18 protein-coding genes are annotated in these 17853 nt (G+C 69.3%); 11 read left to right on the forward strand and 7 right to left on the reverse strand.

Annotated elements, in window-relative coordinates:
• Window positions 1-7: 7 nt before the first annotated feature.
• Window positions 8-1786: a dihydrolipoyl dehydrogenase gene (gene lpdA / locus MW290_RS19525; RefSeq protein WP_250199353.1), complete on the forward strand. Its 1779-nt coding sequence runs from the start codon at window positions 8-10 to the stop codon at window positions 1784-1786.
• A gap of 109 nt (window positions 1787-1895) precedes the next feature.
• Here lpdA and MW290_RS19530 read toward each other — a convergent pair whose 3' ends face one another.
• Genes MW290_RS19530 through MW290_RS19545 form a run of 4 tightly spaced genes read right to left on the reverse strand, consistent with a single transcriptional unit; the run spans window position 1896 to window position 5508 of the window.
• Window positions 1896-3800, reverse strand: coding sequence for an MFS transporter (locus MW290_RS19530; protein WP_250199354.1), 1905 nt, complete (start codon window positions 3798-3800; stop codon window positions 1896-1898).
• The gene (locus MW290_RS19535; protein WP_250199355.1) at window positions 3797-4582 is read right to left on the reverse strand and encodes a DUF2145 domain-containing protein; all 786 of its coding nucleotides are present in this window, start codon (window positions 4580-4582) and stop codon (window positions 3797-3799) included. Before MW290_RS19535 ends, MW290_RS19530 begins: the two co-directional genes overlap by 4 nt.
• Entirely contained in the window at window positions 4579-5019 is a 441-nt protein-coding gene (locus MW290_RS19540; protein WP_250199356.1) for a hypothetical protein, read from the reverse strand. Before MW290_RS19540 ends, MW290_RS19535 begins: the two co-directional genes overlap by 4 nt.
• A gap of 18 nt (window positions 5020-5037) precedes the next feature.
• Entirely contained in the window at window positions 5038-5508 is a 471-nt protein-coding gene (locus MW290_RS19545; RefSeq protein ID WP_250199357.1) for a YiaA/YiaB family inner membrane protein, read from the reverse strand.
• Between the two features lie 177 nt (window positions 5509-5685).
• Here MW290_RS19545 and MW290_RS19550 point away from each other — a divergent pair, with 177 nt between their 5' ends.
• Genes MW290_RS19550 through MW290_RS19560 form a run of 3 tightly spaced genes read left to right on the forward strand, consistent with a single transcriptional unit; the run spans window position 5686 to window position 9125 of the window.
• The gene (locus tag MW290_RS19550; protein ID WP_250199358.1) at window positions 5686-6435 is read left to right on the forward strand and encodes a helix-turn-helix domain-containing protein; all 750 of its coding nucleotides are present in this window, start codon (window positions 5686-5688) and stop codon (window positions 6433-6435) included.
• A 54-nt stretch (window positions 6436-6489) separates the two neighbouring features.
• Window positions 6490-7194: a transglutaminase-like cysteine peptidase gene (locus MW290_RS19555; protein WP_250199359.1), complete on the forward strand. Its 705-nt coding sequence runs from the start codon at window positions 6490-6492 to the stop codon at window positions 7192-7194.
• 14 nt (window positions 7195-7208) lie between these two features.
• Window positions 7209-9125, forward strand: coding sequence for a bifunctional diguanylate cyclase/phosphodiesterase (locus MW290_RS19560; protein ID WP_250199360.1), 1917 nt, complete (start codon window positions 7209-7211; stop codon window positions 9123-9125).
• 72 nt (window positions 9126-9197) lie between these two features.
• On the opposite strand, the gene MW290_RS19565 is transcribed toward MW290_RS19560, so the two are convergent.
• The gene (locus tag MW290_RS19565) at window positions 9198-9740 is read right to left on the reverse strand and encodes an NUDIX hydrolase (protein ID WP_250200061.1); all 543 of its coding nucleotides are present in this window, start codon (window positions 9738-9740) and stop codon (window positions 9198-9200) included.
• A 78-nt stretch (window positions 9741-9818) separates the two neighbouring features.
• Between MW290_RS19565 and MW290_RS19570 the strand changes: the two genes are divergently transcribed.
• The 3 genes from MW290_RS19570 to pgeF are packed head-to-tail and all read left to right on the forward strand — an operon-like array spanning window position 9819 to window position 11918.
• Complete coding sequence (locus MW290_RS19570; protein ID WP_250199361.1) at window positions 9819-10511, forward strand: fumarylacetoacetate hydrolase family protein; 693 nt, start codon at window positions 9819-9821, stop codon at window positions 10509-10511.
• A gap of 8 nt (window positions 10512-10519) precedes the next feature.
• The gene (gene maiA / locus MW290_RS19575) at window positions 10520-11158 is read left to right on the forward strand and encodes a maleylacetoacetate isomerase (protein ID WP_250200062.1); all 639 of its coding nucleotides are present in this window, start codon (window positions 10520-10522) and stop codon (window positions 11156-11158) included.
• Window positions 11148-11918 carry a peptidoglycan editing factor PgeF gene (gene pgeF, locus MW290_RS19580; RefSeq protein WP_250199362.1) on the forward strand — a complete coding sequence of 257 codons (771 nt, stop codon included), beginning with the start codon at window positions 11148-11150 and terminating at the stop codon, window positions 11916-11918. Before maiA ends, pgeF begins: the two co-directional genes overlap by 11 nt.
• On the opposite strand, the gene MW290_RS19585 is transcribed toward pgeF, so the two are convergent.
• Entirely contained in the window at window positions 11850-12155 is a 306-nt protein-coding gene (locus tag MW290_RS19585; RefSeq protein WP_250199363.1) for a hypothetical protein, read from the reverse strand. The genes pgeF and MW290_RS19585 overlap by 69 nt on opposite strands.
• Before the next feature lie 144 nt (window positions 12156-12299).
• On the opposite strand from MW290_RS19585, the gene phaC reads away from it, so the two are divergent.
• From phaC to MW290_RS19605, 4 genes are all read left to right on the forward strand, one after another.
• The gene (phaC, locus tag MW290_RS19590) at window positions 12300-14003 is read left to right on the forward strand and encodes a class I poly(R)-hydroxyalkanoic acid synthase (protein WP_250199364.1); all 1704 of its coding nucleotides are present in this window, start codon (window positions 12300-12302) and stop codon (window positions 14001-14003) included.
• A 51-nt stretch (window positions 14004-14054) separates the two neighbouring features.
• Window positions 14055-15233: an acetyl-CoA C-acetyltransferase gene (locus tag MW290_RS19595; protein WP_250199365.1), complete on the forward strand. Its 1179-nt coding sequence runs from the start codon at window positions 14055-14057 to the stop codon at window positions 15231-15233.
• Between the two features lie 82 nt (window positions 15234-15315).
• Window positions 15316-16056, forward strand: a complete 741-nt coding sequence (phbB, locus tag MW290_RS19600) for an acetoacetyl-CoA reductase (protein WP_250199366.1) — start codon at window positions 15316-15318, stop codon at window positions 16054-16056.
• Window positions 16057-16136: 80 nt separating this feature from the next.
• Entirely contained in the window at window positions 16137-16277 is a 141-nt protein-coding gene (locus MW290_RS19605; RefSeq protein WP_250199367.1) for a hypothetical protein, read from the forward strand.
• Between the two features lie 19 nt (window positions 16278-16296).
• Here MW290_RS19605 and gshA read toward each other — a convergent pair whose 3' ends face one another.
• A complete protein-coding gene (gene gshA / locus MW290_RS19610; RefSeq protein WP_250199368.1) occupies window positions 16297-17832 on the reverse strand; it encodes a glutamate--cysteine ligase in 1536 nt (511 codons plus the stop codon).
• Window positions 17833-17853 lie beyond the last annotated feature (21 nt).

The following is a 17853-nucleotide window of genomic DNA, read 5'->3' on the forward strand; positions in this document are numbered from 1 at the left end:
GCACGACATGGCATTGATCGACGTGAAGGTGCCGGACATCGGCGACTTCAAGGACGTGGCCGTCATCGAGGTGCTGGTCAAGCCGGGTGACACCGTCAAGGCCGAGCAGAGCCTGATCACCGTCGAGAGCGACAAGGCCTCGATGGAGATCCCGTCGTCGCACGGCGGCGTGGTCAAGGAACTCAAGGTCGGCATCGGCGACAAGGTGAACGAAGGCTCGGTGCTGCTGGTGCTGGAAGCCGAGGGCGCTGCCGCCCCGGCACCCGCTCCGGCAGCAGCGCCGGCGCCTGCGGCCGCACCGGCGTCCGCGCCGGCCCCGGCCGCAGCTTCTGCACCCGCGCCGCAGGCCGCCAGCTATGCCGGTGGCGCCGACCTCGAGTGCGACATGCTGGTGCTGGGCGCGGGCCCCGGCGGCTACTCGGCCGCCTTCCGCGCCGCCGACCTGGGCATGAAGACCGTGCTGGTGGAGCGCTTCCCCACCCTGGGCGGCGTGTGCCTGAACGTGGGCTGCATCCCCAGCAAGGCGCTGCTGCACGTGGCTGCGGTGATGGACGAGGTCAAGCACTTCGCCGACCTGGGCGTGAGCTTCGCCGAGCCGCAGGTGGACCTGGGCAAGCTGCTGGCGCACAAGAACAAGGTGGTGGGCAAGCTCACCGGCGGCCTGGCCGCGATGGCCAAGATGCGCAAGGTCACCGTGGTCAACGGCGTGGGCGAGTTCGCCGACCCCTTCCACATGAAGGTGACGGGCGCTGACGGCAAGGCCCAGACCATCAAGTTCAAGACGGCCATCATCGCCGCCGGCTCCGAGGCGGTGAAGCTGCCCTTCCTGCCCAAGGACGATCCGCGCGTGGTCACCAGCACCGGCGCGCTGGAGCTGCGCCAGCGGCCCGAGCGCATGCTGGTCATCGGCGGCGGCATCATCGGCCTGGAAATGGGCACGGTGTACTCCACGCTGGGCGCCAAGCTCGACGTGGTGGAGATGCTGGACGGCCTGATGCAGGGCGCCGACCGCGACCTGGTCAAGGTGTGGCAGAAGATGAATGCCCACCGCTTCGACAAGCTGATGCTCAAGACCAAGACCGTGGGCGCCGAAGCCACGGCCGACGGCATCAAGGTCAGCTTCGAAGGCCTGGACGGCAGCAAGAGCGAAGGCCTGTACGACCTGGTGCTGCAGGCGGTGGGCCGCACGCCCAACGGCAAGAAGATCGGCGCCGACAAGGCCGGTGTGATCGTGGGCGACCGCGGCTTCATCCCGGTGGACGTGCAGATGCGCACCAACGTGCCGCACATCTTCGCCATCGGCGACATCGTCGGCCAGCCGATGCTGGCGCACAAGGCGGTGCACGAGGCCCACGTGGCGGCGGAAGTCGCCTCGGGTGACACCAAGGCGCAGTTCGACGCCCGCGTGATCCCGAGCGTGGCCTATACCGACCCCGAGGTGGCCTGGGTGGGCCTGACCGAGGACGAGGCCAAGGCCAAGGGCATCAAGGTCAAGAAGGGCCTGTTCCCGTGGACGGCTTCCGGCCGCGCCATCGCCAACGGCCGCGACGAGGGCTTCACCAAGCTGCTGTTCGACGCTGAATCGCACCAGATCCTGGGTGGCGGCATCGTCGGCACGCATGCCGGCGACATGATCGGCGAGGTGGCCCTGGCCATCGAGATGGGCGCCGACGAGGTGGACATCGGCAAGACCATCCACCCGCACCCGACGCTGGGCGAAAGCATCGGCATGGCCGCCGAAGTGGCCCACGGCAGCTGCACCGACCTGCCGCCGCAACGCAAGTAAGGCGGGCGCCGGGCGCAGCCCGGCCGCCCACGCTGCCAGAGCCGCCTTCGGGCGGCTTTTTTAATGGAGCCCCAAGCTCCCCAAGGCTCGCGAGACCCGGAAGGGCAATTCAACGCGCTGGCGTTGCAGAGGTCAGCAGGTCGGCCACACGCTCACGCAGATCTTCGGGCGTGACCGTAGCTGCCGCCATCGCTGGGCCCACGGTCAGGCTCACCGGGCTCCAGATGCCGCGCCGCAGCGGCTTGACCATCGCCTTGCCGCCTTCCACGCGGGAGAAGAAGCTGCCCCACAGGTTGCCCAGCGCCATCGGAATCACGGGCACCCCGGGCATGCCGTCCACCAGCTTCATCACCCCGCCCTTGAAGGGCTGCAGCGTGCCGTCGCGCGTGATGGCACCTTCCGGAAAGATGCACACCAGCTCGCCGTCCTGCAGCACGGCGCGGGCGGTGGAGAAGGCGGCCTCGTAGGTGGCCGGGTCGGTTTTCTGCGGCGCCACCGGGATGGCCTTGGCCAGCCGGAACAACCAGCCCAGCACCGGGATGCGGAAGATCTGGTGGTCCATCAGGAAGCGGATGGGCCGCGGGCTGGCGGCCATCAGCAGCACCGCGTCGACGAAGCTCACGTGGTTGCACACCAGCACGGCCGCGCCGCTGACGGGGATGCGCTCGTCATGCGTGATCTTGAAGCGGTAGGCGATGCGGGAGAGCACGAAGGCCACGAAGCGCAGCAGGTACTCGGGCACGATGAGGAAGATGTAGATGCCCACCAGCACGTTGGCGATGCCAACCACCAGGAACACCTGCGGGATGCTCAGGCCCGCGCCCAGCAGGGCGCCCGCGATCACCGAGCTGGCGATCATGAACAGCGCGTTCAGGATGTTGTTGGCCGCGATGATGCGGGCCCGGTGCGTGGGCACGGCGCGCAGCTGGATGAGGGCGTACATGGGCACGCTGTACAGGCCTGCGAACAGCGCCAGCAGGGCCAGGTCGGCCAGCACGCGCCAGTGGGCGGGCTGCGCCAGGAAGGCGGCCACGCTGAGCCCTTCGGCCGGCGGCAGGCCGGTGGAGGCAAAGTAGAGGTCGATCGCGAACACGCTCATGCCGATGGCGCCCAGCGGCACCAGGCCGATCTCGACATGGCGCCGGGACAGCAGCTCGCACAGCAGCGAGCCGATGCCGATACCCACGGAGAACACCGCCAGCAGCAGTGAAGCCACCTGCGGGCCGCCGTGCAGCACTTCCTTGGCGAAGGCCGGGAAGTTGGCCAGGAACACGGCCCCGAAGAACCACATCCACGAAATGCCCAGCAGCGAGCGGAACACCGCCAGCTGGCCGCGCGCCAGCTTCAGGTTGCGCCAGGTCTCGGTCACCGGGTTCCAGTTGATCTTCAACGCCGGGTCGGTCGATGGGCTGGCGGGAATGGCCTGGGCCGTGAGCCGGCCCAGCACCGCCAGGCCCAGGCAGGCACAGGCCACGTGCTGCGGGCCGACGACCGGCGTGTCCACCAGCACACCGCCGGCCAGCTGGCCCAGCAGGATGGCCACGAAGGTGCCCATCTCCACCATGCCGTTGCCGCCGGTCAGCTCGCGTTCGTTCAGTTGCTGCGGCAGGTAGGCGTACTTGACGGGGCCGAACAGGGTGGAGTGCAGGCCCATCAGGCACACGCAGGCCAGCAAGGTGGGCACATGGGTGGCATGGAAGCCGGCGGCCGCCAGGGCCATGATGGCGATCTCCAGGCTCTTGACCCAGCGCATCAGCCGCGCCTTGTCGTACTTGTCGGCCAGCTGACCGCTGGTGGCCGAGAACAGCACGAAGGGCAGGATGAACAGCGCGCCGATCACCAGCCCCGCCATCTGCGGCGACAGCCAGGACAGCTGCAGCTGGTAGGTCACCATCAGCGTGAAGGCGAACTTGAAGACGTTGTCGTTGGCCGCGCCGAGGAACTGGGTCCAGAAGAAGGGCGCGAATCGGCGCTGGCCGAGCAGCGCGAACTGGTTGGGGTGGTGGGCACTCATGGCCGCACAAGCTGCGGTGGAGTGGAGTAGCCGGTGCGCGCCAGCCAGTCGAACATCGAGTCGGCGGACACCGTGTCGATGTGCCGGGTCATCCGCCGTGCGGTCGGATGATCGTCGAAGGCAACGTTGGCCTGTGTCAGGCGGCCGCCCAGCCGCGTGAGCGCCGACAGCTGCAGGTCAGTGGGCTGGTAGCCCTGGGCCTTCAACCAGTCTTGCGCGCTGCGCCGGCTGGTGATGCCTGGCGCCGCGGCGGCGGCCAGGGTTTCCAGCGCCCACTGGTTGCTTTGCTGGTAGGTGGTGCCGAACGCGTAGGCCACCATGCTGTAGCGTGGCTCGTGCAGGCGTGCGGCCAGTGTGTTGTCCGCCAGAATTGGCAGCAGCGCCTGCTGTAGCCCGGGCTTGAGAGCGACGAACGCGGCTTCGTAGCGGTGCGGGTGGTCGAGGAAGAACTCGCCCAGCCCCTGGCGGAACAGCGCGGCCTGGTCGGTGCCGCACGCATTGAGCTTGTGCATCACGCGCCAGACTGCGGGCTGCTGCGAGGTGTCTTTGTAGACGAAGCCCAGGTGCGACCAGCGCAGCCTGTACGCCGACAAGTCCTGCCCCGCACGCGCCAGCAGCAGCACATGTGCACCGCTGTCGTCCAGCCGACGCGCGGTGGCCTGTGCCAAGGCCAGGCCCTGCGCTACCTGGGGGAGCGTCGGCCGCTTGTCCTCGCAGGGCCGGCCGGCGTGGGCGACCGCGGTGGCCAGCAGCAGCGCGGCCAGGCAGGCAGCCCCCTTCATCGCGTCACCCGCTCGTTGTACAGCAGCGCCTGTCCGATCTCGTTCGGGATGAAGGCGATGACCTCGCCGGCTGCCGACAGCAAGGTGCCGGCGCCGATGGCGGACACGAGCACCGCGGTGCCGGCGGACACGATCAGTCCCTCCGACAGCCTGCCCGCAGTCCGCATGCTCAGGCGCACGCCGTCGGAGGCGCGCTCCAGCACCCACACCGTGGCAGTGCCGACCACCGCGACGTTGACGACCACCAGTGCCGTGCCGGCCGAGAGCAAGCTGGCCGGAACGGCGCTGAGGGCGCCTCCGGTGGCACTGGCCGCGCTGACCGACAGCACAAGGGGTGCAGCGGACAACGCAGCGCTGGTTTCTGACGCCGTCAGCTGGGCGTGGACCGGCTGGCACAGCGCCAGCGCCACGGCGGCAGCCGCAAACAAGGTCTTCATCGAGGGCTCCAAGTAGAGTCAGGCAGCGGTGTCGCCGGGCGTGGTCGTGCCGTCTTGCCGGCCGTGCAGGCGGGCGTCGAGCAGGTCGGCCTCATGGGCGTCGCGCAGCATCTTGGCCAGCGTGAACACGTTGGAGATCAGGTAGAGCCAGCAGACGCCGAGGTAGGCTTTCCACACCGGTTGGATCTGCATGCGCCACAGACCCCAGCCCGTCAGTCCCATGGCCAGCGCAAAGCCGCCCCACACCACCAGGCGCCACATCGGCGTGTCGACGCTGCGGCCCTGGTTGTCGCGGATGAACTTGGCCACTGCAAAGGCGGTGGACAGGCAGAACACGTAGCCCATCACCATGAAGGCGCGGTCCAGGTCCTGGCCAGGCAGCCAGGCCAGACCCGAGGCGCACAGCGTCAGGCTCAGGCAGAAGGAGACCCAGACCTGCAGGCGCCAGGCGCTGGTGTCGCGTAGGGTGGGAGTGAGCGTGGGGTTCATGGCGGCTGGCCTGGGTGGAGACGGCCGCGATCTTGCGGGAAGCCTGCGGCGCCGCGTCGGGCAATCTTGACGAGGCGCAGCGCACGCATCCGGTGGTAGCGTCTGGCGCTACTGCCAGCCGCGCTGCGCCTCATCCGAGCTCAGATTCCGCTGCCGGCGCTGCGCCGCTGCCCCGCCATGTCCAGCACACAATCCCTCGTGGGCCTGATCAAGGCCGAGTTGAAGAGCCAGGGTCTGAGCTATGCCGCACTGGCGGCGCAGCTGGGCCTGTCGGAGTCCAGCGTCAAGCGCATGCTTGCCCCGGGCGGCGAGATGCCGCTGTCCCGGGTCGACGAGATCTGCCGCGCGCTGAAGCTGGAGTTCGCGGAGCTGGCGGCCCGGCTGGCGGCGCAGGCCCCCACGCAGCGCGAGCTGAGCCTGCAGCAGGAAAAGGCCGTCGTCGCTTCGCCCACCTTGCTGCTGGTGGCCATCTGCTGCCTCAGCCTGTGGTCGCTGGAAGACGTGCTGGTGCGCTACCGCCTGACCGAAGCGCAGGCCGTGGCCGCATTGGTCAAGCTGGACCGACTGGGGGTGATCGAGCTGCGGCCGAACAACCGTTACAAGCTGAAGGTGGCCAAGACGCTGCGGTGGCGCCCGCAGGGGCCGGTGATGCAGTTCTTCCGCGAGCGTGTGATGGTGGACTTTTTCGCTGGCGGCTTCGACGGTGAGGGCGAACTGCTGACCTTGGTGCACGGCGAATTCGGTGCCGGCCATGCCCGCGAGCTGGCCGAGCGCCTGCAGCGTGCGGCCGACGACTTCGCCCGCCAGCATCTGCTGGACCAGAAGCTGCCGTCGGCGGAGAAGCGGCCCTACAGCGTGGTCATCGGCTTGCGCTCATGGGTGTTCGGTGCCTTCCGTGACCTGGAGCGGCCGACGCCGAGCCGATAGTGGCGCGACCGGCCTTCCCGCTCAAGTCCGCCGCCGCGGTGACGAAACCATGGCGTGTTCCCCCCAGCCCACTTTCGCGCGCCCGCGGGCAGCGCCGCGCTGCCGCTTGGCCCGCGGCGGCTGCTGGCCGCCGTGCTGGTTGCGCTGCTGGGCCTGGGCATGCTGCCATCGGCGGCGTGGGACGACGACCGCATGATGGCGGCGGCGCACCGGCTGGGGGTGCAGGCGATCAGCGGGGTCGAGTCGCTGCAGCCGGCGATGGTGCAGGCCGCCGAGATGGCCGAGGAAGACCGGCTTCGTTTCATCAACGACTTCTTCAATCGGCGTATACGCTTCAGGGATGATCTGGCCGTCTGGGGCCAGGTGGACTACTGGGCCAGCCCCCTGGAGACGCTCTCGCGCGGGGAGGGTGATTGCGAGGATTTCGCCATTGCCAAGTACTTCAGCCTGGTGGCCTCGGGCACGCCGGTGGCGCGCCTGCGGCTGGTGTACGTGCGCGCGCAGCTGCGCGGCGGCGGGCCGCCCCAGGCGCACATGGTGCTGGCCTGGTATGCCACGCCCGATGCCGAGCCGCTGATCCTGGACAACCTGGTGGCCGAGGTGCGCGGGGCCTCGCGCCGGCCCGATCTGGTGCCGGTGTTCAGCTTCAACGGCGAGGGCCTGTGGCAGGGCGTGGGGGCCGAGCGGGCCGGTGACCCGGTGGCGCGGTTGTCGCGCTGGCGGGAGGTGCTGGCCAAGGCCAGGGCCGAAGGGTTTTGAGAGGAACGGGATTCATGTCGTTGATACGCCAACTCTGGTTGTTGCTGGCCGCGGTGCTGTTGCTCGCGATCGGCGGCGCCGTGAGCGTCAACCTGCTGTCAACGCGCGCGGTGCTGGAAACGCAGCTCACGCTGAAGAACAACGACACCGCCCAGTCGCTGGCGCTGGTGCTGTCGCAGCAGCGGGGCGACGACGAGCTGATGCAGCTGGCCATCGCCGCGCAGGCCGACACCGGCTTCTACCGCAGCATCGAGCTGGCGCGTGCCGATGGGCGCCCGCCCATCGCCAACCGCTCGCCGGCGGCGCCGCTGCGTGCGCCGGCCTGGTTCGTCGCGCTGCTGCCCATCGCGCCGGCGCCCGGCGTGGCCCAGGTGTCCGATGGCTGGCGGCCGCTGGGCACCGTCACCGTGGTGTCGCACGACAGCTACGCCTATGACGAGCTGTGGCGCGGCGGCGTGCGCGCCACGCTGGTGATGCTGGGCGTGGGCCTGGTGGCGGCCCTGCTGTCGCTGGTGGTGGTGCGCCGCATCCGGGCGCCGCTGGAAGCCACGGTGCGTCAGGCGCAGGCGCTGGAGGAGGGCCGCTACGTCATCGTTGACGAACCGGCGATGCCCGACCTGCGCCGTGTGGCCGCCGCGATGAACGGCATGGTGGTGCGGATGAAGGCGCTGTTCGAGGCGCAGGCCGCCCGCGCCGAGGCGCTGCGCCGCCAGGCCCACTGCGACCCGCTGACCGGCCTGCCGCACCGCGCCCACTTCATGGGACAGCTCGCGGCGCTGCAGCAGCGCGAAGACGGTGCCGACGGTGGCGGCCTGGTGCTGGTGCGGCTGGCCGACGTCAGCGGCCTCAACCGCGCCGTGGGGCGCGACACCACCGACCACGTGATCGAGACCATCGCCCAGGTGCTCAACACCTACCCCGAGCGGGTGGACGGCTGCCTGGCCGGCCGGCTCAACGGCTCGGATTTCGCGCTGGCGCTGCCCGCGGCGGGCCTGGCGGCCGAGACGGCCGAATCCATCGCCGCCGCGCTGCGCAGCAGCCTGCCGGCCTTCAGCCCGATGATCCGCGCCTACGTGGGCGCGGTGGAGTGGTCGCGTGAGGCCACGGTGGGCGCTTTGATGTCGCAGGCCGACCTGGCGCTGGCCCGCGCCGAGGCCGGCAAGCCCTACAGCGCCGAGGTGCTGGACGGCACGCCCGCCCCGGGCGGCCTGGGCGAAGGCGAACGGGCCTGGCGCGTGCAGCTGCTCGATGCGCTGGAAGACAAGGCCCGGCGGCTGCGGCTGGTGGGCTTTCCGGTGCTGGACCGCCAGGGCCGCCGCCTGCACCTGGAGTCACCGCTGCGGGTGCAGCTGCAAGCCGGCGGCACCTATGAGCCGGCCGCCCGCTGGCTGCCGTTGGCCATGCGCAACCGGCTGACCGCGTTGTTCGACGCCGAGGCGGTGGCGCTGGCGCTGGCCACCATCGTCGACGACGGGCTGCCGCGTGCCGTCAACATCGCGCCGGCCTCGGTGGCCGACAGTGGCTTCGTGGCCCATCTGCGCCAGCTGCTGGAAGACCGGCCGGGCGCAGCCCACGCGCTGTGGCTGGAAGTGCCCGAGGCGGCGGCGGTCGACCACTTCGACGCGGTGCAGGCCTTTGCCCGCGCGCTGCGCCCGCTGGGCGTGCGCATGGGCCTGGAACATGCCGGCGAGCGGCTGCACCGCATCGAGCGGCTGTACGAGCTGGGGCTGGACTATGTGAAGCTGGACGCTTCGGTGTGCACCGGCGTGGCCCGCAGCGAGGCGGCGCAGGAGTTCCTGCGCAGCACCGTCACGCTGCTGCATGCGATGTCGATGCAGGTGCAGGCCGAAGGCGTCGCGGACGAAGCCGACGTGCACACCCTGTGGCACTGCGGCGTGGACGCGGTCACCGGACCCTGGGCCAGCCAGTAGCCGGCCACGCGCTGAACAGACCGCCGGCCGGCCGCCCGGCGGGTGGCGGCGCGTACCCGCGACGCCGGGTGCTCACAGATCCAGGGTATGAAAGCCGAAGGCCCCCTTGCGGCGGTCTTCGAAGTAGTGCTTGAGCGTCTCGCGCACGGTGCGGAAGGCGATCTCGTCCCAGGGAATCTCGTCCTCGCGGAACAGGCGCGCCTCGATGCTCTCCGGCCCCGGGTTGAACACGGTGTCGGTCAGCGGCGCCAGGTAGTACATGTGCACCTGGCCCACGCGCATCACGTTCATCAGGCTGAACAGCGGGCCCATCTGGATGTGCGCGCCGGCTTCTTCATCGGTCTCGCGGGCGGCGCCCTGGGCGGTGGTCTCGCCCAGTTCCATGAAGCCGGCCGGCAGCGTCCAGAAGCCGAAGCGCGGCTCGATGTTGCGCTTGCACAGCAGCACTTGGTCTTGCCAGTAGGGCACGGTGCCCACCACGTTCAGCGGGTTCTCGTAGTGCACCGTGCCGCAGGCCGGGCACACCGCGCGCGGGCGCGCGTCGTCCGGCGGAACGATGTAGTTCACCGCGGTGCCGCAGGCGCGGCAGTGCTTGATCTTGTCGCGCTCGGTCAGCAGCATGGCGGCGGAGTTTAGCCGTGGCAGGTGGCATCATCGGTGGCTTCCCCTTGGCAGCAACTCAGCAAGGACACCATGGATTTCGTTGTGCAAGCCCCGGCCATCCCGGCCGTGCCCGTGGCCGGTGGCGGCCTGTTCCCCGTCCACCGCATCTATTGCGTCGGCCGCAACTACGCCGAACACGCGCAGGAGATGGGTTTCACCGGCCGCGAGCCGCCCTTCTTCTTCATGAAGCCGGCCGACGCGGTGGTGCCGGTGGCCGAGGGTGAGACCGGCCGCGTCGACTACCCCACGCTCACCAGCAATCTGCACCACGAGATCGAGCTGGTGGTGGCCATCGGCATCGGCGGGCGCGACATCGCCGCCGCCGACGCGGTGCGCCACATCTACGGCTACGCCGTGGGCCTGGACATGACCCGCCGCGACCTGCAGAACGAGATGAAGAAGCAGGGCCGCCCCTGGAGCATCGGCAAGGGTTTCGAGCAGTCGGCGCCCATCGGGCCCGTCCACCCCATCGCCCGCACCGGCGAGTTGCTCAAGGGTGCCATCACGCTGAAGGTCAATGGCGATGTGCGCCAGAAGGGCGACCTGACCGAGCTGATCTGGAGCGTGGCCGAGACCATCGAGACGCTGTCCAAGGCCTGGACGCTGCAGCCCGGCGACCTGATCTTCACCGGCACGCCCGCGGGCGTCAGCGCGGTGGTGCGCGGCGACGTGCTGGAAGGCGAGGTCGAGGGCCTGGGCGCACTGCGCATCCAGCTGCAATGACATCCGATCTGGCGCTTTACAGCTACTTCCGGTCGTCCGCCTCGTACCGGGTGCGCATCGCGCTGGGCCTCAAGGGCCTGGCCTACGACTACCGGCCCGTGCACCTGGTGAAGAACGAGCAGCGCGGCGACGCTTATGCGGCGGTGGCGCCTTCGCGCCTGGTGCCCGCGCTGCGCGATGGTGAGACCACGCTCACGCAGTCGCTGGCCATCATCGAATACCTGGACGAAACCCACCCCGAGCCGCCGCTGCTGCCGCGTGACGCGCCGGGCCGCGCGCGGGTGCGGGCGCTGGCGCTGGACGTGGCCTGCGAGATCCATCCGATCAACAACCTGAAGGTGCTGCGCTTTTTGACGCAGGAGCTGAAGCTGTCGGAGGACGACAAGCTGCGCTGGATACGCCATTGGGTGGAAACCGGGCTGGACACGGTGGAGCAGCAACTGGCCGGCCATCCGCAGACCGGCCGCTTCTGCCACGGCGACACGCCCACGGTGGCCGATTGCACGCTGGTGCCGCAGATCTTCAATGCGCAGCGCTTCGGCTGCCGGCTGGACCACGTGCCCACGGTGATGCGGGTGGTGGATGCCTGCCTGCAACTGCCGGCCTTCCAGCAGGCCCAGCCGGCCGCATGCCCCGATGCGGAGTGAGGGCCTGGCCGGGTTGACGCCCGACTGGCCCGCCCCGGCCGGCGTCGGCGCCTGGATGAGCACCCGCGCCGGTGGCGTCAGCGCGGCGCCTTGGCAGGGATTGAACCTCGGCATCGCGGTGGGCGACGAGCCCGCCGCGGTGGCCGAGAACCGGCGGCGGTTCGCCGAGGCCATCGGCGCCACGCCGGTGTGGCTGCGCCAGGTGCACGGCCGCACCGTCGCGCGGCTGACCGCGGCCGACGCCGGGCGCGCCCAGCCCATCGAGGCCGATGCGGCCATCACCACCGAGCGCGGCATCGCCTGCACCGTGCAGGTGGCCGACTGCCTGCCGGTGCTGTTCTGCGCGCCCGAGGGCCGCGCCGTGGGGGCGGCCCACGCCGGCTGGCGCGGCCTGGCCGGCGGCGTGCTGGACGCCACCGTGGCCGCGCTGTGCGAGGCCACCGGCTGCGCACCGGCCGAACTGCAGGCCTGGCTGGGGCCTTGCATCGGCCCGCGCCAGTTCGAGGTGGGGGAAGAAGTGGTGCTCGCCTTCGGCGGCTCACCGGCCGGGGACGGCCGTTTCACGCCCCGCCCGCGGCCCGACGGCGCGATGCGCTGGCTGGCCGACCTGCCGGCGCTCGCGCGCGACCGGCTGCGTCAATGTGGCGTCAGTGCCACAACCGGCGGTGCATGGTGCACCGTGGAAGACCCGTCACGGTTCTTTTCGTACCGGCGGGATGGCGTCACCGGACGCCTGGCTGCCGCCATCTGGCGGCGCTGACGGCGGGCCGGCCGCCGCTGCATCGGCCAGGGCCGCACGTTCGGCCTGCGCCTCCCGCGCGAGGCGGGCGCGCCGGCGCATCGGCGTGCCCAGCAGGTACATGACGATGCTCAAAGGCAACAGCCCGTAAAGCCCGAAAGTGACGAGTGCGCCCAGCACCGTGCCCTGGCTGCTGGTGGCTTCGGCCACCGACATCATCAGCACCACATACATCCAGGCGATGGCGACAAGGTACATCGTACGTAAACCTGCGTATTTCAGTAAGTGAAAAGTAAGCTCATCATGCAGAATTGCCGGGGTCAGTGAGGGACCCCACAATCAAGCGATGGCAGTCGCTTCCCGACGGGTCGTGTCGTCGGGCAACTCAACGGAGACAAGACGATGGCAAAGCCTATCCCGACCCTGCCGCAGCCCGCCGAGGGCGTGCAGGCCTTCGGGCAAGCCCTGGGTGAAATCTGGAAGTCGATGTCGGGCCTGAAGCTGCCCGCCGACACGATGAGCCAGCTGCAGAGCAGCTACCTGCAGCAGGCCACCGCCCTGTGGAACGACACGCTGACGCGCCTCGGCCAGCCGCAGGCCGAAGCCGCCGCGCCGGCGCTGCGCGACCGCCGCTTTTCCAGCAGCGAATGGGCCAACAACCCCGCCGCCGCCTACATGGCGCAGACCTACCTGCTCAACGCCCGCACGCTGATGGAGATGGCCGAGGCGGTGCAGGGCGATGCCAAGACCAAGGCGCGGCTGCGCTTTGCGGTGCAGCAATGGATCGACGCGGCCAGCCCCAGCAACTGCCTGCCGCTCAACCCCGATGCGCTGCGCAAGGCGGTGGATTCGCAGGGCGAGAGCATTGCCGCGGGCCTGCGCCAGCTGTGGAACGACGTGCAGCAGGGCCATGTGTCGCAAACCGATGAAAGCGCCTTCGAGGTGGGCCGCAACGTGGCCACCAGCGAGGGCGCCGTGGTGTTCGAGAACGAGCTGTTCCAGCTGCTGGAGTACAAGCCGCTGACGGCCAAGGTGTACGAGCGGCCGATGCTGTTCGTGCCGCCGTGCATCAACAAGTTCTACATCCTCGACCTGCAACCCGAGAATTCGCTGATCCGCTATTCAGTCGAGCAGGGCCACCGCACCTTCGTGCTGAGCTGGCGCAACCCCGATGCGTCGCTGGCCGACAAGACCTGGGACGACTACATCGAGCACGGCGCCATCGCCGCCATCCGCGCGGTGCAGGACATCACCGGTGCCGATGCCTTCGACATGCTCGGCTTCTGCGTGGGCGGCACCATCCTCAGCACCGCGCTGGCGGTGCTGGCCGCGCGGGGCGAGCAGGCGGCCAGCAGCCTGACGCTGCTGACCACGCTGCTGGACTTCAGCGACACCGGCGTGCTCGACCTCTTCGTCGACGAAGCCGCGGTGGCGCTGCGTGAATACACCCTGGGCCCGGCCGCGCCCACCGGTCCGCAGCTGCTCAAGGGCCAGGAACTGGCCACCACCTTCAGCTTCCTGCGGCCCAACGACCTGGTGTGGAACTACGTCGTCGGCAACTACCTGAAGGGCGAGGCGCCGCCTCCCTTCGACCTGCTGTACTGGAACAGCGACTCCACCAACCTGCCCGGCCCCATGTACTGCTGGTACCTGCGCCACACCTACCTGCAAGATGAGCTGAAGGTGCCCGGCAAGCTGACGGTGTGCGGCGAGCAGGTGGACCTGGGCGCGATCGAGGCGCCGGTCTACATCTACGGCTCGCGCGAGGACCACATCGTGCCGTGGACCTCGGCGTTCCAGTCCCTCAAGCTGCTGCAAGGTCCGTCGCGCTTCGTGCTCGGCGCTTCGGGCCACATCGCCGGTGTCATCAACCCGCCGGCCAAGAAGAAGCGCAGCCACTGGATCGGCAGTACGGATCCGGTGCCTGCCAGCGCACAAGACTGGTTCGACGCCGCCACGGAGCACCCGGGCAGCTGGTGGACCGACTGGGCCGCCTGGCTGGCCCCGCACGCTGGCAGACAAGTTGCAGCACCGAAGTCGTACGGCAGCCGCACCCACAAGGTCATCGAGGCTGCACCCGGCCGCTACGTCAAGCAAAAGGCCTGACGGCGCCCGGTTCCCCATCCCATCCATCCCGGTCCACAGAGGAGACATTCCATGACCGACATCGTCATCGTCGCCGCCGCCCGAACTGCCGTGGGCAAGTTCGGCGGTTCGCTGTCCAAGATCGCCGCGCCCGAGCTGGGCGCCACGGTGATCGCCGCCCTGCTCGAGCGTGCCAAGCTCAGCGGCGACCAGATCAACGAAGTGATCCTCGGCCAGGTGCTGACCGCCGGCTCGGGCCAGAACCCCGCGCGCCAGAGCGTGATCAAGAGCGGCCTGCCGCAGGGCGTGCCGGCGCTGACCATCAACGCGGTGTGCGGCTCGGGCCTGAAGGCCGTGATGCTGGGCGCGCAGGCCATCCGCGACGGCGACTCCGAGATCATCATCGCCGGCGGCCAGGAGAACATGAGCGCCTCGCCGCACGTGCTGATGGGCTCGCGCGACGGTCAGCGCATGGGCGACTGGAAGATGGTCGACTCGATGATCAACGACGGCCTGTTCGACGTGTACAACAAGTACCACATGGGCATCACCGCCGAGAACGTGGCCAAGAAGTACGACATCAGCCGCGAAAAGCAGGACGCCTTCGCGCTGGCTTCGCAGCAAAAGGCCGTGGCCGCCCAGGAAGCCGGCAAGTTCAAGGATGAGATCGTGCCGGTCAGCATCCCGCAGAAAAAGGGCGACCCGGTGCTGTTCGACACCGACGAGTTCATCAACAAGAAGACCACCGCCGAAGCCCTGGCCGGCCTGCGCCCCGCCTTCGACAAGGCCGGTTCGGTGACCGCCGGCAATGCCTCGGGCATCAACGACGGCGCCGCCGGCGTGGTGCTGATGACCGCCAAGAAGGCCGAGCAACTGGGCCTGACCCCGCTGGCCCGCCTGGCCAGCTACGCCACGGTGGCGCTGGACCCGGCCATCATGGGCATGGGCCCGGTGCCCGCCTCGCAGAAGGCGCTGCAGCGCGCCGGCTGGAAGGCCCAGGACCTGGACCTGCTGGAAATCAACGAAGCCTTCGCCGCCCAGGCCTGCGCGGTGAACAACGAGATGGGCTGGGACCTGAGCAAGGTCAACGTCAACGGTGGCGCCATTGCCATCGGCCACCCCATCGGTGCCTCGGGCTGCCGCATCCTGGTGACGCTGCTGCACGAGATGCAGCGCCGCAATGCCAAGAAGGGCATCGCTTCGCTGTGCATCGGCGGCGGCATGGGCGTGGCCCTGACGGTCGAGCGCTGAAACACGGGTAAGCCCGGGAATGTCCCCCGGGCAACAACAGACATAGTGACGCATCGACAGCCGATGCAACAGGAGAGATCGAATGGCAGCACAAAAAGTGGCGTACGTGACGGGCGGTATGGGTGGCATCGGTACCGCGATGTGCCAGCGCCTGCACAAGGACGGCTTCAAGGTCATCGCCGGCTGCGGCCCGAGCCGCGACTTCAAGAAGTGGCTGGATGAGCAGTCCGCCCTGGGCTACACCTTCTACGCGTCGGTGGGCAACGTGGCCGATTGGGAGTCGACCGTGGCCGCCTTCGACAAGGTCAAGGCCGAGCATGGCGCCATCAGCGTGCTGGTGAACAACGCCGGCATCACCCGCGACGGCCAGTTCCGCAAGATGAGCCTGGCCGACTGGCAGGCCGTGATGTCGACCAACCTCGACAGCATGTTCAACGTCACCAAGCAGGTGATCGACGGCATGCTGGACCAGGGCTGGGGCCGCATCATCAACATCTCGTCGGTCAACGGCGAGAAGGGCCAGTTCGGCCAGACCAACTACTCGGCGGCCAAGGCCGGCATGCACGGCTTCACGATGGCCCTGGCGCAGGAAGTGGCCGCCAAGGGCGTGACGGTGAACACCGTGAGCCCGGGCTACATCGCCACCGACATGGTCAAGGCCATCCGCCAGGACGTGCTGGACAAGATCATCAGCACCATTCCCATCAAGCGCCTGGGCACGCCGGAAGAAATCGCCTCCATCGTGGCCTGGCTGGCCAGCGACGAATCCGGTTTCGCGACCGGTGCCGATTTCAGCTGCAACGGCGGTCTCCACATGGGCTGAGCCAAGAGGGCTCGCAGCTTGCCAAAAGCCCGCCACGTGCGGGCTTTTTCAATGGGTCCGCTGAACCAGGAGTACCGACGATGAAGCCCCGCCCCCACGAAGAGAGCGACCTGCCCCCGAACCAGCCCGGCCCGCAGCCGGTGGAGCCCGACGACGGCCAGGTGCCGGCGCCCAACGACCCGGCCGACCCGGAGTTCGATCCGCAGCATCCGGCGCCCTGAGACGCTGGCAAGTCGAAGATCAGGCGATCAAGCGGCGCGGCGCCAGATACGCCTGACGGTAGATCTCGAACGGCATGGTGTCCGCTGCTTCGATGGCCTTCTGCTCTTCCACCGACTGGTTGGCCAGCGCGCGGAAGTGCGTATGCAGCTCGTCGGGGTAGGGCAGGGCCAGCATCGTCTGCTGCACCTGCAGCGACTGCGCCCGCACGAAGCGGATGAAGGAGCCGTCGTGGTCCTCGCGCAGTGCCTTCAGCACGCGGGCCGAGGGCAGTGACTCGGGTTGCGACCAGGCGGCCACCGCGGCCGCCACCGCGTCGCGGTAGTCGCTGCCGGTGCCGGTGGCGGCGTCCATCGCGGCGGCGATCGGCTGGCATTGCTCCAGGATCTCGGCGCCCCAGTCGGTCAGCGCCACCTCGCGGCCGCCGCGCTCCAGCGTCAGGCCCGGCTCGCGGCCGCGGGCGGCGGTGCGGTGCTGGTTGCGGGCGAGCGCGGCAATCTCGTCGGGCGTGTCGGGTGGGCTGTCGTTCAGCAGGCAGTGCAGCAGGAACACGTCCAGGAAACGCGCCGTGGCCGCGTCGATGCCGGCCGGCATGAACGGGTTCAGGTCCATGCAGCGCACTTCCACGTATTCCACGCCGCGCTCGCGCAGCGCATGCAGCGGCCGCTCGCCCGGGAAGATCACCCGCTTGGGCCGGATGGTGCCGTAGAACTCGTTCTCGATCTGCAGCAGCGTGGTGGCCAGCTGGTTGTAGTCGCCGCCCGGATTGCGGATGCCCACGGCCTCGTAGGCCGGGTAGGGCTTGGTCAGCGCCTCCTGCAGGCTGGCGCCGTAACCTTCCAGCGAGTTGTAGCTGACCGACAGCGAGGCCTGCGCATCGCTCTGGTAGCCCAGCCGGCCCATGCGCAGCGAGGTGCCGTAGGGCATGTGCAGCGTGCCTTCGGACTCGGCCAGCGGCTGCAGCTCATGCTGGCGGCCCTGCACGAAGCTGGCGCACACCGCCGGCGAGGCACCGAACAGCACCAGCAGCAAGAACGACTGGCGGCGGAAGTTGCGGATCAGCGCGAAGTACTCGTCGTTGCTCAGCCCCGGCATCGACCAGTTGTAGTGAATGCCGGAGATGGTCTGCATGCGGCGGCCGTAGCGGTGGCCCAGGCCCATGCGGTAGACGCTCTTGGCGCGGCCCACGTTGCTGCTGCCGTAGCGGCCCAGCGGAATGGTTTCGTCGGTGGGCAGGCCGCAGGGCATGCTGGACACCCACATCATCTCGTCGCCCGCCTCGGCCATCACCCGGTAGGTGAACTGGTGGATGCGGGTGAGTTCGTCGATGGCTGCCTGCGCATCGGCATGCACGCCGGTCACCAGCTCCAGCTGCGATTCGCTGAAGTCGGTGGTGATGTGCGGGTTGGTCAGGGCCGAGCCCAGGCCGGCCGGGTGGGGCGTCAGGGCCAGCGCGCCGTCGGGCTGGGCGCGCAGGCTTTCCTTCTCGATGCCGCGTCGGATGGCCGTCAGGCGGGCAGGCGCGAGGTCCTGCAGGCGTTGTTGCAGTCGGGTCATGGGCGGTCTGGTTGTGTTTTT

Origin of the sequence: Aquincola tertiaricarbonis (assembly GCF_023573145.1) — a bacterium.
Classification (GTDB): domain Bacteria; phylum Pseudomonadota; class Gammaproteobacteria; order Burkholderiales; family Burkholderiaceae_C; genus Aquincola; species Aquincola tertiaricarbonis_B.